This window comes from Nitrospirillum viridazoti CBAmc (assembly GCF_000730165.1).
Classification (GTDB): Bacteria; Pseudomonadota; Alphaproteobacteria; order Azospirillales; family Azospirillaceae; genus Nitrospirillum; species Nitrospirillum viridazoti.
The window spans coordinates 749,770-765,474 of the sequence record NZ_CP022112.1 but is presented as its reverse complement, the minus strand read 5'-3'; the positions used below and the strand labels follow the sequence as shown (position 1 = coordinate 765,474).

The following is a 15,705-nucleotide window of genomic DNA, read 5'->3' as shown; positions in this document are numbered from 1 at the left end:
GGGCGCATGGAACGGGCGCGACAGTAGCGAAGTTATTGTGTACCAATGCTTTGGTAGACACCATTCAGGGAATGCGCCCATGACGCCCCATGAGGATGAACCGCCGGCGCCATCGTCGGTTTCCCGGGCCCTCATCCTCTTCGTCGTCCTGGTCCTGGGCATAGGCCTTGCCATCGGCTACCTGACCGTGCCCGGCCTGTGGTACCTGCGCCTGGCCAAACCTGGATTTACGCCGCCCAACTGGGTATTCGCCCCCGCCTGGACCATCCTCTACGTACTGGTGGCCATCGGCGGTTGGCTGGTATGGCGGCGGGATAGGGACAGCCGGCCCATGCGGCTGTGGTGGATTCAGATGCTGCTGAACTTCTGCTGGTCGCCCATCTTCTTTGCCGCCCACCTGACGGGCCTGGCGCTGGCCGTCATTCTGTTGCTGCTGATCACCATTCTCGCCTTCATCGCCACGGCCTGGCGCAACGACCGGATCGCCGCCCTGCTGTTCCTGCCCTATGCCGCCTGGGTCGCCTTCGCCTCGGCACTGAACGCCGGGATCTATCTTCTTAACTGAGATGTGCGACAAATTCGCCACCGCCCGCATAAGGGGTGACGAATCTTGAACCATCAATAGGATGGGGGCGTTTCCTCACCTGGATCGTCTGTCGTCCGATGCCACGCGCCCTGACGCTTCTTGCCGGTGCCTGCCTGCTGATCAGTACGGTGGCGGGGGCCGCCGACGCCGGGCCGGCGCCGCTTGATCATGGGCAGGTGGCGGACGCGGTGGCAACCATCAGCCGCCTGCTGCGCGACCACTATCCTTTGCCTGACATTTCCGCGCGATACGGAAAGGCGCTGGCCCGCGGGCTGAAGGCCGGGCGCTATGACGGGCAGGCGCCATGCCCCCCTGGCCAAAAGGTTGACCGAGGATTTGCGGGCCGAACATGCCGACCTGCACCTGAGCGTACGGTGCGACGCCGCGCCCGGCGACGGTCCGGGCCTGGAGGAGGTGGCCGGCCCCTATCACGGCATCGCCGCCGTCACCGTCGATCCCGACCTGCCGGTCACGATCATCCGCTCCCCGGGGCCATGGACCGCCAATGAGGCCGGCTTCGCCAGTGCCGCCGCCGCCATGACCCTGGCCGCCCGGTCGCGCTACGTGATCATCGACGTGCGCGGGAACGGCGGTGGCAATGGCGAGATCGGGGTGTTCCTGGCGACATACTTCTTCCCCGTGGGGCAGGAGCGCCTGCTGGTCCGGGGTGTGCACCGCGATCCGGCCCGTGAAGAACAGGAGTGGACCTACGGCTATGTCCCCGGCCGCCGCCTGGCCGACGCCAAGCTCTACATCCTGGTCGACGCCCACACCGGTTCGGCGGCGGAGGGCTTCGCCTTCGGCCTGCAGCGGGCCGGCCGCGCCACCATCGTGGGCCAGACGACGGCGGGTGCAGGCATCGCAGGCCACCTGGAGGATCTGCCCGGCGGCCTGTCGCTGTTCCTGCCCACCAAGCTGCTGCGGGCGCCGGATGGCGGCGATGGCTGGGAAGGGGTGGGGGTGCGGCCCGACGTGGTGACGGAACCCGGCCAGGAAAAGGCCGCCGCCTACGACCTGATCCGCGCCGACTGGCTCACGGCGTCCCAGAACCCGAACTTCGCCTTGACCACCACGCTGCCGCCCGACCGGCGGCCCCCTCTGGACGCGACGGCCACACCCTGGGACCTGGGACAGGCGACGCTGCCCCAGGCGGAGCGCTGCCGTCATACCGAGCCTGATCCGGACGACGCCGGCGTGCGCCTCATGACCAACGTCTGTCCCCAGCCCATCACCCTGGAACAGCGCCGCAGCACCAGCCCGAACGCACTGCGCCTGGACACGTTGGACAGCGGCCAGACCCTGGCCACCCGGGCCACGCCGCGCGGCGGCTGGCGGATCATGGCCGTCTGCCCCGCCGGCTATCGCAGCAGCGTGCCGGTGACGGTGGACAACATCACGGCCATTTCCGACAGCGCCTATGACTGCGTGCGGGAGTAACTGCCCCGCCGCCGGCCAAGCCACACGCCCGGCGACGGGGCAGGGCAATGATGAGGGGGCGGTCGGGCACGGGCGGCCTTATCTCTTGCCGGCCGACCAGGGGCGCCTCCCAGCCAGGTCACGTAGGTCGCGTCGTCGTTTTCAATCGGGAAACCCACATCCACGCAATCAGGCACCGCTCATAGATAGCGCGCACAGCTTGCGTTGGGAGGGCGAGCGCGATGCCGTTAGGCGCATCTCCTGACCATCAACGAGCTTCTTGCCCCTTGGATAGTAGGTGATGACGCGCTCACGGTCACCGTCGCGAACACGGACACTCCAGGCTTTTGTCGAGACGCCCATCGTTCCGTTCAACTTTGCCAATCTGACCATGCCGTCGCGCAGTCCGGCGGCATAGGCAGGACCATCCGGCTGAACCCCGGCAAACACGCCGCCGCTTTTCCCCGTAGCTACGCGATCATAGCCAAGGTCGAACTCCGCCAGCTTCACATCCGCGATCGTGGCACAACTGGCGAAGAGGTCCGCCGGTAATATGATCGTATCGCCCGCATCGACGTACTTTGCGAGCATCGGCCGCATATCGAAGGCAGCGGCATCGGCGGCTGAGAGCAGATTCGCGATCACGGGCGGTTTGGCGTTTGCGGGCGCAGCCTGCCAGCGGTCGCGCATTAGAAGCATGATGCTGTCCAGTCCGCGCTTTCCAGACTTCCGCAATGCATGGTCAAGCAGGAACGCAAACAGCTGTCCGCGATCATAGGCGAGTTGGTGCACGTCCTGATCCGACCATGCCTCTTTCGCCGCTTGGGCGTTGGTGTAGTTGCGGGCCTTCGACGTTGCGAGGCGGGTGATAACTTCGTTTAGGTTGTCCGTAAACTGCTCCGGTGACCACAGACCTGAGCGCAACAGCGTCCTTCCTGTATAAAAATCAGTGAGCCCCTCGCTGAACCAATAGACTGATGCCTCGCCACCCGTGTCGGGCATCTCTCCGACTTGGCGCGGTATCCAGTTGTGCATGTGTTCGTGCGCTATATTCCGTTCAAGGACGGGCATCTGCGTATCCAGAGAGGCATATTGGACGAAGCCGTGGTTTCGACCTGTGCCCCCCGACGAACTGAACCCCAACGACGGGGCCAAGCCGACCATGGTCACTGTGTAGTTGCCCGTGATGCCACCCCAGAATCTGCGCTCGGCATCGATCGTTAGCGCTACGCGATCAGCATACGCATCAACATTCCATTCAAAAGAACCGTGACTTACGAAGCGAAGCGTGCCTCCGCTGATTGGGCGGCTCCGTATTACGACCTCCCGTCCGGCGATGAAGCTGGCGCCGATTACATCGGCGACAGTTGAGGGGCGGGCATCCTCGCTCGATACCGTCACCCAACCTTTCGGCCAACCTTTCCAGTGTACCGTTGCCGGCGCGGTGTCGCGGTCCTTGAGGCCGACGATAAATTGGTCGCCCATGCCGGTGAACCAGTCCGGGCGGATCATAGGTCCCTTCGTGAGGATCCCGTCCTTCGCATTCGGCTCATGATCATAGGCACTGGATACAGCGTAGCGCAATGTGACGCTCCCGCCCGGCGAGCCAACAACCTTACGTTGCTCTGGCGACAGCGTGACAATGGCCCCCCCGATCACGTCGATGGGTGAAAGATATCGGTAGAGCTTGTCAGTACCGCCCCAATCTTCAGGTAAGATAAGAACAACATCACCCGTCGCGCCGATCGGCAACGTGACCTCTACTATTACTCCGGTTAACTGACCGGCATCGGCTTTCGGAGATATCGTATAAGTGATTGAAGGGGCAGAGGACACTGCCGTCGAGGCGTTGCTTGTCCCCAACAAAGCGAAGAGCGCGATTCCTATAAAGCTGGGAAACAGCTTGAACCCCATCGCCCTTCGTTTCCTCCGCATAGGCTCTGCTCCTGCCATAAGGAATTTCATGTTACAGATTATCATGGGAAGCGCTATCGAGCATCTTCAGCCGCACCGCGATCTGCTCCGGTGACCAGCCTGAACGTAGCTTCGACAGCACATGTGCCAACAGCGCCGGATTACGGGCCAGCTTGGCACAGCCATGCCGCCGACGGCCCGCCGCCCGATGCGCCGCCACGCAATAGTAGCCATGATAGCCATGGCCCCAGCGGTCTCGCTCCGCCGTGTGGTAGAAGTGACGCGCAATCTCCCGATAGACCGTCGACCGGTGCCGACCCAGTGTCGAGGCCAGGGCCGCAACCGAGAGACCGGCGATAAGACCGGCCTCAATCAGCCGACGTTCCGACAAATCCAGGTGAGAGTAGTGAGACCCCATTTGCGACCTCCTGTCCAACTCACTGAGAACGTTGGAAAGTCGCACTTCGTTTTTGAGTCCACCCCGCCTACATACGATGTTTCAACCGGATAGAAGTGTCAGGGTATCCCGCAAAGTAGAACTGTCAGTGCGGGGGTAGGGCGGGCAGCGGAGCCGGAGGCGGAGCGGACCGGCCTACCCCCGCAAGGCGCCCCGGCAACCCCCGCTTGCGCCCCGGTTTGCCCCCGGTCTTGACGTAACCAACGCGCTCGCTGTTGGTCTGGACCGTCGGTGCCGGCATCGCGTCCTGCGTCTCCCGGATCTCGGCCAGCACCGCCGACAGCCGCTTATTCTCAACCACCGCCGCGTGGCTCACCCGCTGGGTCTTGTCGAACTCGGTGTAGGGCAGGGCAACGCCCTGCCAGCGGAACTCCACCCGCCCGTCGGCAAAGGCGTAGCTGTCCACATACTGCCCCACCAACCCCCGCGTCACCGCCGTCTCTTCCAGCATCACACGCCGGCGCTCATACGACAGCGTCAGCTGCCGCCCCACATACCGCCGCTCCCGCCAGCACAGGATGTCCCCCAACCGCTCAGCCGACACCGTCAGCGGACGGTGCACATCCTCCGGCCGCGCAGGGACCACGGCAAACTGGGCATTGAAGCGTTCCATGAACCCTTCCAGGAAAGCATTGCCAGCCGCCATGTCGCCGATCCCCGCCAGTCGCAGTTCCTTCACCAGCCTATCCTGCAGCGTCCGGTTCACCCGCTCAACCCGGCCCTTCGCCTGGCTGGAGTTCGCGCACAAAACCTCGATCCCCAGTTCCGCCATGGCCCGCCCGAACTGCGTCAGGCCTTGCCCTGTCCGTGCCTCCGTCTTCGCCACCCGGAAAACCGTGTGCTTGTTGGAATAAAACGCCAGGGGCCGACCGTGCCGAACCAGGTACCCCTCCAATGCCGCGAAGTAGCTGAACGCGCTCTCCGACGCCACAAACCGCAACTGCATCAGCCGACCCCTCGCGTCATCGATGAACACAAGCAAGCTGCACGGCCCCGCCCGGTCCTCAAACCACCGGTGCTCACTGCCATCGATCTGTATCAGTTCCCCCAGGCATTCTCGACGCAGGCGAGGGCGGTGGAACTGACGTCGCTGATGCCGCGACACCCACAACCCCGCCGCGGACATCCACCCCCGCAGCGTCTCCCGCGACACCACCAGGCCATGACGCTCCGCCAACTGCTCCGCCGCCAGCGTCGGACCAAAATCCGCGTAATGCCGCCGCACCAGCTCCAGCGCCAACTCGCGCAACCCAGCACCCAACTGACGGTTCGACGGCCGCCCTCGCGCCTGGTGCACGATGGCACCACCGCCGCCTGACCGATACCGGCCCAGCAACCGCCATACCTGACGCTCGCTCAAGCCCAGAACAGCCGCCGCTGACGACACCGTCAGCCGGCCGCCCACAACATCCGACAGCACCTCAACCCGACGAACATCCCGTTCGCTCATCACGACCCAGCCCACCGCAGCCTCCCACGTCGGACACAGCCAACCGGAAGACTGACAGTTCTACTTTGCACAGGCCTGACATTTTAACTTTGCGCCTACATACGAAAAACCGATAATCTATCTTATGGAAATTATGTTATGCCATTGGGAAGGGCCGCATTTTCAGCGGCCCTTCCCAGGCATCCTAATTCATCCGGTCCAGATCACTGCGCCGGCTGCACCATCAGGCTGATCTTCTGGATCGTCAGGCCGGCGTCGGCGTTCATCGTTGGCTTCTCACCCGTGCCCTCGCGGCCGGTGGTGGCTTCGAAGCTCACGGTGACGTCGGACAGGCTGGCCTTGCCACCAGCGACCTCGCGCAGGGCGTCGGTGACGTCGAAGTCATCGGTCTTGGGCGCTTGGTGTTCGGCATGCTTGGCGGCCGCAGCACCCGACAGGCTGAAGAAGCTGATGGTGCCCACCTGCACCCGCTTCTTGGGGTCCTTGCTGTTCTCCAGGAACACGTCGAACATGGTGCCGGGGTGCGCCTTGTAGCTGATGCCCTCCAGGATCAGGTGGGTCTCGGTGGCCGCCGCGTTTTGCGGGGCCAGCGCGAACGCCTGCAACCGCGCCTTCTCACCGCCTTGGGGCATGGTGATCTTCACCTTGGTCTTGGCCTGGGTCAGCGCCAGCGGCTGGGAGGGCGCGTTCAATGGCTGGGGCTCCGCAAGCAGGCTTTCCGTGGCTGGCGCATTAGGGGCCGGCCCATTGGGCGTCAACGGGGTGGGCGTCAACGGGTTGGGCGGCTGGTCGGCGGTCTTCACCGCCGCGGCGGCCAGCGCGACCGTCGAACCGGCACTGGCGACCAGCGTCTCGCCAGCGCCACGGGCGCAGTTCGTTTCCTGCTCATATTTGTAGTCGACGATGGTGCCGTTGAACAGGTCGCGGACCGTTACCGTGAATTCCTTGCCGTTGGTGTCGACGAAGGAATAGGGCTGGTTCAGGAAGGCGTCGGTGTCCGGGTTCTGGTGGCCGCCGATGTTGCTCCAGCAACTCCACATCCGGTCGATGTTGGCGTGATGCGACCAGAACACCGGATCGTTGGAGGAATAGGGCACCGACCCCATGTCCACCACCGGGCAGGTCACGCCCACGGTGCAGTGGACATAACCGTGCACCCTGCCCTCGATATAGTTCTGGTAGGCGGTGAACTGCTTCAGCTTCAGCGCGGAATTGATGTTGGTGGAACTGCCGTTCAGCGTGGCCTTGCCCGTCAGCCAGCCGGGCGCGCGACGGGCCTCGTACAGCGGGTTCGGCTGGGTCTTGCCCGAGCCGTCGACGTAGGTCTTGTCGATGAAGGCCGCCGGCATGGCCAGTTGGGCCGGGTTGCTGTAGTCCCAATACGGCAGGCGCAAGGTCGGATCGCCCGAGGCCGCCTGCAACTGCTTCTCGAAATACAGCAGGTACAGGCGATGCCAGGCGAAAAACCAGGGCGTGCCGTGCTGGCAATTCGCCCACACGTCCTTGGCCACCTGGTCCGGCGGGGTCGTGTCCTGGATGCCCTTGAAATAGACCAGGTACTGCTGCGGCAGGCCCTGGGTGTTGTCGGCCACCGTGCCGAAAGGCGAATCCGGGCCGAAATAGCCATGGATGTTGGCCCAATACTCCCAGCTGGTGCGGTACACGGCGCTGGTGTGGTCGGCGCTGTTGCGGGATTTCATGACGGCCACGGCCTTGCGCAGGCTGGCGACCTTGGCCGGATCCTTGGCGAAGTCCTGCCAACTGAGGCGGATGCCGCCCGGAGCCTTGGCCGCCTCCGCGCTTGTCTCGGCATTGGACAGGGACGGGACGGCGAATGCCGTGGCGATGGCGAGGGCCGCCGTGCCGATCAGACGACGGGTGGCCCGCGATGATGTGATGATGCGCATTTCACAACCCCTGGGTGAAATCGATGCGCGACTCATATCGCGGCTCGCGGGCTTTGTCATCTGGGATATGCACGTATTAATAGTATATAAACAACCGAAATCTGAGCGTTCCTGCGGACAGCGGCGGCCTGTGGGCTGTCGCCAATCCGGAAGATATACTCTTTTTACGCGTGCCCAAAAGCGGGAGCCACGCGCCCTCCGGAACCACGCCGACGCCTAAGGGGTTGAAGGCGCGGGGAAGATTATGGAGAGGAATGGCCATGCCCAGTGACATCACGCGATCGACGGTCCAGGGGACACCGGTGCATCTGACCACCGTGGAAAGCACGACCACCGAGGTTGTGCGTCACCCCCTTTATCCCATGCTGGTCCCCTTCCCCAGCGTCTGCTTCGTCGGCGCCTTCTTCACTGATCTCGCCTACTGGGGCACGGCGGAGATGATGTGGGCGGACTTTTCCGCCTGGTTGCTGTTCGCCGGCGTGGTGCTGGGGTGCCTGGCGCTGGTCGCCGGCCTGGTGGACCTGGGGCAGCGCCGTTACGTCGTCACCCAGGCGCCCATCTGGCCGCACGTGCTGGGCAACCTGGTGGCGCTGGGCCTGGCCATCCTGAATTGTTTCGTGCACAGCCGCGACGCCTGGACCTCCGTCGTGCCGCAGGGGCTGATCCTGTCGGCCCTGGTGCTGATCGTCGTGCTGACCAGCAACTGGATCGGCTGGTCGGTGCTGGTCTACCGCCGCCGGGTGGTGGAGGTGCGGCCATGAAGAGGCATGCCCTTCGCCTGCTGGCCCTGGCCGGTGTGGCCACCTTCGCCCTGAGCGCCTGCGACGACGGCAGCCAGGGCACGGACCCCAATGCCCAGATCGGCGCCAACCCCGCCCTGCCCAAGCAGAAGCAATACCTGTTGCCGCCCATGAAGGTGGCCAAGGTGGTGGGCTGGAAGGATGGGGAAAAGCCGGCCGTGGCCCAAGGGTTGAAAATCCAGGCCATGGCCACCGGGCTGCACCATCCCCGGTCCCTCACCGTCCTGCCCAATGGCGACGTGCTGGTGGTTGAATCCGTGGCGCCCAAAGGCGAACCCATCAAGCGTCCCAAGGACCTGATCATGCATTGGGTGGAATCGCTGGCCACATCCGGCGGTGAAACCAAGGACAGCAACCGCATCACCCTGTTGCGCGACGCGGATGGCGACGGCGTGCCGGAATCCCAGAGCATTTTCCTGGACCACCTGAATTCCCCCTTCGGGGTGGCCCTGGTGGGCAACGACCTGTACGTGGCCGACACCGACGCCATCATCCGCTACCCCTATACCGAGGGCGACACCCAGATCACGGCCGAGGGCACCACCCTGACGCCCCTGCCCGGCGGCCCCATCGACCACCATTGGACCAAGAGCCTGGTGGCCAGCCAGGACGGCACGCGGCTCTATGTCGGTGTTGGTTCCAACAGCAACATCACCGAGAACGGCATCGAGGCGGAAAAGAACCGCGCGGCCATCTGGGAGGTGGACCGCGCCACCGGCCGCTGGCGCATCTACGCCGATGGCCTGCGCAATCCCAATGGCCTGAGTTGGGAACCGCAGACCGGCACCCTGTGGACGGTGGTGAACGAGCGCGACGAGTTGGGCCCAAATTTGGTGCCGGACTACATGACCTCGGTGAAGGATGGCGGCTTCTACGGGTGGCCCTACAGCTATTACGGTCAGAACATCGACCCGCGGGTGAAGCCGCAGCGCCCCGATCTGGTCGCCCGCGCCATCGTGCCGGACTATGCCCTCAGCACCCACGTCGCCCCGCTGGGCATGGTCTTCTATACCGGCAGCACGCTGCCCAGCAGCTACCAGGGTGGCGCCTTCGTGGGTGAGCACGGCAGTTGGAATCGAAAGATTCCAAATGGCTACAAGGTGATTTTCATACCGTTCAGCAACGGCCAGCCCAACGGTCAGCCGGTGGATGTGGTCACCGGCTTCCTGGACCAGGACGGCAGGGCCCACGGCCGCCCGGTGGGCCTGGCGGTGGACAAGACCGGGGCCCTATTGATCGCCGACGACGTGGGCAACACCGTCTGGCGGGTGACGGCGCAATAGCCGCGGCTGAAGTTTGGCGGCGACAAATGGACCGGGTGGCGGCATAGCTGGGCGATCATCGCTTAGCCGTGTCCGCCCCCGACCTGTGCCGCCGCCATGCCCATTCTCTCCCTCACCGACGCCTATACGCTGACTGTCGAGGCGCTGACCGCCAACGGCACCTTGCCTGCCGCCGCCGGCAGCGTGGCCCGCGCCTTGGTGGCGGCCGAGGCCGACGGCCAGGCCGGCCACGGCCTGGCCCGTGTGCCGTCCTATGCCGCCCAGGTGCGTGCCGGCAAGGTCGACGGCGGGGCTGTACCACGCCTGATCCAGACCGCCACCGCCAGCCTGCGGGTGGACGCCGCCGGCGGCTTCGCCTATCCCGCCGTGGATATGGCTGTGGATGCCGTGGCCGCCCTGGCACGCCAGATGGGCACGGCGGGCGCGGGCATCCACGCCTCCCACCACATCGGCCAAGCGGGGTTGGTGGTGGAGCGGCTGGCGGACCAGGGCATGGTGGCCCTGGTCATGTCCAACACCCCGGCCGCCATGGCGACGGCGGGCGGACGACGGGCGCTGCTCGGCACCAACCCACTGGCCTTCGCCGCCCCGGTGGCGGGGCGGGCGCCGCTGGTCATCGACATGGCGCTGTCCCTGGTCGCCCGATCCAAGATCGTGGCGGCGCAGAAGGCCGGGCGCCCCATTCCGGCCGACTGGGCCGTGGATGCCGATGGCAATCCCACCACCGATCCGGCGGCAGCGCTGAAGGGCGCGCTGGCCCCCATCGGCGGCCCCAAGGGGGCGGCGCTGGCCTTGATGGTGGAAATCCTCTGCGGCGCGCTGGCCGGCGGGCGGTACGGTTGGCAAGCCAGTTCCTTCCTGGATGCCCAGGGGCCCAGCCCCGCCGTGGGCCAACTCATCATCGCCTTCGATCCCACGGCGTTCAGCGGCCCCGACTTCGCTGGCCGCATGGGAGAGCTGGTTCAGGCCATCGTCGCGGATGGTGCGCGCCTGCCGGGCGACCGCCGCTTGGCGGCCCGCGCCCAGGCACAGGCCCGTGGGCTGGAGGTGCCGGCGGCGTTGCTGGAAGAACTCCAGACCCTGACGGCCGGCGGATAAAAAGAGGGGGACCGGCAGCGGATGGAAACCGGTCCCCCTTCCCTGATGGCACTATCGCGTCGCCCACAGGGAACTGCATGAATTCAACGTCTTAGAATGACACTTTCACACCGCCATAGAAGGTGCGCGGCGCACCCAGGGTCAGGGTGCGGGCGTCGCTCAACGAGCGGCCCAAGATGTCGCTGGCGCCGCCCGTGTCGAAATAGGTGCCGTAGCTGGCGTAACGGCGGTCGAAAAGGTTGTTAATGCCGCCTATCAACTGGATGTTGGACAGGATCTGGTAAGAGGTGCGCAGGTCCATGGTCCAATAGGGTGTCAGCTGGGAATTCTGGTTGGCGTCATCACCCACCAGGTACTGGCTGCCATAGTACTGCACGGCGCCGCCCACGCTCCACGCGTCGGTCACTGCCACGTCGCCGCCCAGCTTCACCTGGTGGCGGGGAATGCCGGGGATGCGGTCGCCGCTGTGCACGGTGATGGTGCCGTTGTCATCCGCCTGCGGGTTGTTGGGCGAGGCCAGAACGCCGTCGAACTGATAGGTGGCGTCGACGAAGCTGTAGTTCAGGTAGACCTGCCAGCGCTCGGCGGCGAAGGTCAGGCCGGCGTCCACGCCCTGGCGGCGGGTTCCGGGCACGTTGGTGTAATAGCCGCGGCCCTGGATGCTGCTGGCCAGCGCCACGATGTCGTTATCGCTATCGGTGCGGAACAGGCCCACGGTCCAGTCCAGCCGGCCGGTGAGGATGCCCTGGGTCCCGCGGACGCCGGCCTCGTAGGTGTTGGCCACGACCTGGCGCAGCGGTGGATCCGCCACCAGGGAGTTCTCCAGCAGGCAGGGGCGCAACGGATCGGCGCAGTCCAGCTCCAGCGGCGTGGGGGCGCGGTTGGACTGGGAATAGCCGCCATAGACGCTGACCCCACCGCCCAGCTGATAGGTCAGCCCGGCCTGCGGGTTCCAGTGGGTGTAGCGGTTGTCGCCGTTCAGTTCGGGCGCCGCCCCGCCCCGGTCGCGGGTGCTGATGTCGGCCACGTTCAGGCGCAGGCCGGCGGTCAGTGACAGGGCCGGCGTCAGGTCCAGCGTGTCGGTGACGTAGGCGCCGTAATAGTCGGTGGTGCCGGACAGCCAGACGGGGGCATAGCCCAGGTTGCCCAGGGTGCGGATGATCAGGCCGGCCCCCGGGATATCGCCAGCGTCGCCGCCTTGGGTCGTCACCGAGAGGTCGGGGTTGATGATGCCCAGCGTGCTGGTGGCGGTGAAGCGGATGTCGCTGTGATCGATGCTACCGCCGGCGGCGAAGCGGTTGCCCAGGCCCATCAGCGGCCGGTCGCTGGTCAGTTGCAGCGACCCGCCCACGGCGGTGGTGTCGGTGGCGCTGCGATCCAGGGTGCCGTAGGTCGCGTCGCGGTCGAAAGCGAAGGTGTGGCCGGCCAGGTCGGTGATGACGAACTGGTTGCGGAACGCGGTTGTCTTGCCGCCCGCCGGCGTGCCGAAGGCGTCATCCTCCAGGCATAGCTTGCCGCCGTAGGAGGAGCGCGCGCTGCAGCCTTCGAAATCGCTGTCGTTGCCGTCCACATGCTTCTGCCCGAAATGGCGGCCGTAGACATTGCCCTGCAGGGCCCAGCCCGGGGCGATGTCGATCCTGCCGTTCAGGGCCAGCATGCCGCTGTCGTTCTTGGTAGTCTGCGGCCAGGTGTAGACGGCGGTCTCGTCCGCCTGGATCATTTCCAGCGGCGTGGGCCCCACGACGCCCAGGCTGGACCGCGCGGCGGCGGCGATCAGGTGCACCTCCGCCGTTTCGCTGCGCCAACCGCCGTCGGCGTAAAAGCGCTCGACGTCGGACGCCGACTGCTTGCGCCAGCCATCATCCTTTTCCGCCTCCGCCGCCAGGTACAGGCTGAAGCCGCCGGACTGCCAACCGAACTCGGCGGAGCCCTGGATCCGGCCGTTGCTGCCGCCCAGCAGCTCGGCGTTCGCGCCCTGGAAGGTGAAGCCGTTCTTCATCTCCAGGGTCACCGCCCCGCCCAGGGCGTTCAGCCCATAGGCCGGGTTGTTGGTGGCCAAGGTCAGGCGGTCGATCGCCACCTCCGGCGCCAGGTCCCAGTTCACCGTGTCGCCGAAGGCCTCGTTCAGGCGCACGCCATTCTGATAGACGGCGATGCCCTGGGGCGTGCCCTGCAGGGGGGAAACGGTGAAGCCGTGGTAGCGGACATCCTGGAACAGGGCGTTACCTTGGGTGTCCGACAGCGCCAGCCCCGGCATCCGCTGGGCCATGCCGTCCAGGATGGACATGGAATGCAGGCGGGCCAAGTCATCCGCCGACAGGGTGCTGGCGGCGGCCGGCACCTTGTCCAGCGGCACGTTGGCGCCCGGCAGAGGGGTCACACCGATGACGATGATGTCGCTCAAGGTCGGCGGCGCGCCATCGGGGGCCGGATCGGGCTCGGCCGCCAGGGCCAAGGTGGAACAGGTGGTGCAGAGCAGAGCCAACAAGCCGGCCGGGATGTTCTTCATTATCGGGGCGCACCGGTGGGATGGAGCTGGCCTTAGGCTAGCCCCTGGGCCCCGGCCCGGCCATAGGCCCCCTTCCCGATTTTCCCGGGAAAAATTCCCGATATCACGGCGGTTGTTGCACCTGTCCCCCAAGCGCCTGTTAGATAGCGGTGGGAGGCGTCGTCCGAAGGTGGGCGGCCACACATTTACTAGCCACTGGTACCGGCCACTGGCACTGGGGAACCAACCTCATGTCGCTACGCATCCGACTGGTCCTGAGCATCGCCCTGTTGTTGCTGGTCAGCCTGGCCACCGGCGGGGCCGCCGCCTGGCTGCGGGCGGAGCGGTCCGTCCGCACGGAGATGGAGGCGGCCCTGTCCGTGGGCCAGCACACGGTCGGCAGCGCGCTGGCCCATCTGGCCGGTCGACCGGCGCCGCAGGACCGCAGTGACGAGGACATCACGGTCATGCTGACCCGGCTGGTTGGCGCCTTCAACGGCGACCGTCACCTGAGGGTCAGCCTGCGCCAGCCGGGCGGCGGGGTGGTCGCCAGCTCCCGCCTGGCCGTGCCCGACCATCCGGCCCCCGCCTGGTTCGTGCGGTCGCTGGACGTGCCGCAATTGAGCGCGGAGGTGCCCCTGCCCGGCTTTTCCGGCCAGGGCCTGTGGCTGCGCCTCGAAACCGATCCCTCAGGCGAGGTGTCCGAGGTGTGGGGCGAACTGGGCGATGACGCCGTCATGATGATGCTGTTCAGCGCGCTTGCCCTGCCCATGGTCTATTGGACGCTGGGCCGGGCCCTGCGCTCCGTCGACCGGCTGTCCAAGGCCTTTGCCCAGGTGGCGGAAACTGGCATGGAGACAGCGCGGCCGGTGGCGGAGGCGGGCCCGCCGGAACTGCGCCGCCTGGCTGTGGGCTTCAACCGCATGATCGAGCGCCTGGCGGCGGCGGAGGCGCGCAACCGCCGCCTGCACGAACAACTGCAGACCATCCAGGAGGAGGAGCGCGCGGATCTCGCCCGCGACCTGCATGACGAGGTCGGCCCCTATCTCTTCGCCATCAATGTTGACGTCACCGCCTTGATGGCGGCGGCGGAACGGGCGGGTGACGCCGCGATGCGCGACCAGGCCCGCTCCGCCCGCGAGGCGGTGACCCATGTGCAGCAAGAGGTGAAGGCCATCCTGGCCCGCCTGCGCCCGCCGGGCCTCAGCGACCTGGGCCTGAGGGCTGCCCTGGAGAACCTGGCGGCCTTCTGGCGCGCGCGCCGGCCGGACGTGGCCATCGCCGTCACCGTGGCGCCTGGCCCGCACCTGGGTGAGGCGGGGGACACCGCGATCTACCGGGTGGTGCAGGAAAGTCTGAGCAACGCCATCCGCCACGGCCGGCCCCGGGCCGTCAGCGTTGGCGTGGCGTCCTCCGCCGGCGGTATCACCATCGACATCGCGGATGACGGTGACGGACTGCCGGCGGGCGCGCCGCCCAGTACAGGCTATGGCCTGCGCGGCATGGCGGAACGGGTGGCAGCCCTGGGCGGCAGCCTGACGGTGGCCAACCGGCCGGAAGGTGGCGTGCGTGTCCACGCCGTGCTGCCTTCGGCCACCGGCATATCGGCCTTGGCGACCCCGGAAGCGGCGTGATCAGGATGACGGCATCAGGAATGACGGCCCCATGAAGCTATTGCTTGTCGACGACCATGCCATCGTGCGCTCCGGCCTGCGGCGCCTGCTGGCCCCCCTGCCCGACACCACAATCGCCGAGGCCGCCACGGGCCGCGACGCCCTGACCCGCTATCGCGAGGACCGGCCGGACATTGTGCTGCTGGACCTGAACCTGCCCGGCGTGGGCGGGCTGGAGCTGCTGCAGCGCCTGCTGATCGAGGATCCCACGGCCCGCGTCCTGGTGTTCAGCATGCATGCCGAGGCGCTGTACGCCTCGCGCGCGCTGGCGGCGGGCGCCAAGGGTTACATGAGCAAGAACGCCGACCCGGATGAGCTGCTGGCCGCCATCCGCCGTCTGGCCGAGGGCGGCCGCTATGTGGAGAATGAGATCGCCCAGGAACTGGCGGTGCACGGCATGCCCGCCAGCCACCCGGCGCAGCGCCTGACGGAACGCGACCTGGAAATCCTGCGCCTGCTGGGCGAAGGCCGGGCGCTGGCGGAAATCGCCAGCGAGTTGGGCGTGGGTTATAAGACCATCGCCAACACCTGCACCGCCATCAAGGCCAAGCTGGGCGTGGCCCGCACCGCCGACCTGATCCGCCTGTCCATTGAAATGGGGGTGAGCTGACCGGCCCGCTCGCGCGTATTCTC

12 protein-coding genes are annotated in these 15,705 nt (G+C 66.4%); 7 read left to right on the top strand and 5 right to left on the bottom strand.

Translation table 11 applies throughout. The features are described from left to right. The first annotated feature begins 79 nt into the window (after positions 1-79). Together Y958_RS25160 and Y958_RS25155 are read left to right on the top strand one after the other, a co-directional pair. The gene (locus tag Y958_RS25160; RefSeq protein WP_088874648.1) at positions 80-565 is read left to right on the top strand and encodes a TspO/MBR family protein; all 486 of its coding nucleotides are present in this window, start codon (positions 80-82) and stop codon (positions 563-565) included. Positions 566-874: 309 nt separating this feature from the next. Then, a complete protein-coding gene (locus Y958_RS25155; RefSeq protein ID WP_088874647.1) occupies positions 875-2,023 on the top strand; it encodes a S41 family peptidase in 1,149 nt (382 codons plus the stop codon). Between the two features lie 168 nt (positions 2,024-2,191). On the opposite strand, the gene Y958_RS25150 is transcribed toward Y958_RS25155, so the two are convergent. The 4 genes from Y958_RS25150 to Y958_RS25135 form a co-directional block, all read right to left on the bottom strand. Continuing rightward, positions 2,192-3,916 (bottom strand): M61 family metallopeptidase, encoded by a 1,725-nt coding sequence (locus tag Y958_RS25150; RefSeq protein ID WP_186291606.1) that lies wholly within the window; start codon positions 3,914-3,916, stop codon positions 2,192-2,194. Positions 3,917-3,968: 52 nt separating this feature from the next. Then, positions 3,969-4,334, bottom strand: a complete 366-nt coding sequence (locus Y958_RS25145) for a helix-turn-helix domain-containing protein (protein ID WP_088874645.1) — start codon at positions 4,332-4,334, stop codon at positions 3,969-3,971. 124 nt (positions 4,335-4,458) lie between these two features. Continuing rightward, positions 4,459-5,838, bottom strand: coding sequence for an ISNCY family transposase (locus Y958_RS25140; RefSeq protein WP_425600694.1), 1,380 nt, complete (start codon positions 5,836-5,838; stop codon positions 4,459-4,461). A gap of 188 nt (positions 5,839-6,026) precedes the next feature. Continuing rightward, positions 6,027-7,730, bottom strand: a complete 1,704-nt coding sequence (locus Y958_RS25135) for a tyrosinase family protein (protein WP_186291605.1) — start codon at positions 7,728-7,730, stop codon at positions 6,027-6,029. Positions 7,731-7,990: 260 nt separating this feature from the next. Between Y958_RS25135 and Y958_RS25130 the strand changes: the two genes are divergently transcribed. The 3 genes from Y958_RS25130 to Y958_RS25120 all read left to right on the top strand — a co-directional run bounded on the left by Y958_RS25130 (position 7,991) and on the right by Y958_RS25120 (position 10,911). Next, on the top strand, positions 7,991-8,491 hold the full coding sequence (locus Y958_RS25130; protein ID WP_211098777.1) for a DUF2231 domain-containing protein: 501 nt from the start codon (positions 7,991-7,993) through the stop codon (positions 8,489-8,491). Beyond that, positions 8,488-9,813 (top strand): PQQ-dependent sugar dehydrogenase, encoded by a 1,326-nt coding sequence (locus Y958_RS25125; protein ID WP_088874643.1) that lies wholly within the window; start codon positions 8,488-8,490, stop codon positions 9,811-9,813. The genes Y958_RS25130 and Y958_RS25125 overlap by 4 nt, the downstream gene beginning before the upstream one ends. Positions 9,814-9,909: 96 nt before the next feature. Continuing rightward, on the top strand, positions 9,910-10,911 hold the full coding sequence (locus Y958_RS25120; RefSeq protein ID WP_088874642.1) for an Ldh family oxidoreductase: 1,002 nt from the start codon (positions 9,910-9,912) through the stop codon (positions 10,909-10,911). A 91-nt stretch (positions 10,912-11,002) separates the two neighbouring features. Here the strand turns inward: Y958_RS25120 and Y958_RS25115 are convergent, their stop codons facing one another. After that, positions 11,003-13,420: a TonB-dependent receptor gene (locus tag Y958_RS25115; protein ID WP_088874641.1), complete on the bottom strand. Its 2,418-nt coding sequence runs from the start codon at positions 13,418-13,420 to the stop codon at positions 11,003-11,005. Positions 13,421-13,650: 230 nt separating this feature from the next. Between Y958_RS25115 and Y958_RS25110 the strand changes: the two genes are divergently transcribed. After that, entirely contained in the window at positions 13,651-15,033 is a 1,383-nt protein-coding gene (locus Y958_RS25110; RefSeq protein WP_088874640.1) for a histidine kinase, read from the top strand. Positions 15,034-15,064: 31 nt separating this feature from the next. Beyond that, entirely contained in the window at positions 15,065-15,682 is a 618-nt protein-coding gene (locus Y958_RS25105) for a response regulator (protein ID WP_088874639.1), read from the top strand. Positions 15,683-15,705: the final 23 nt, after the last annotated feature.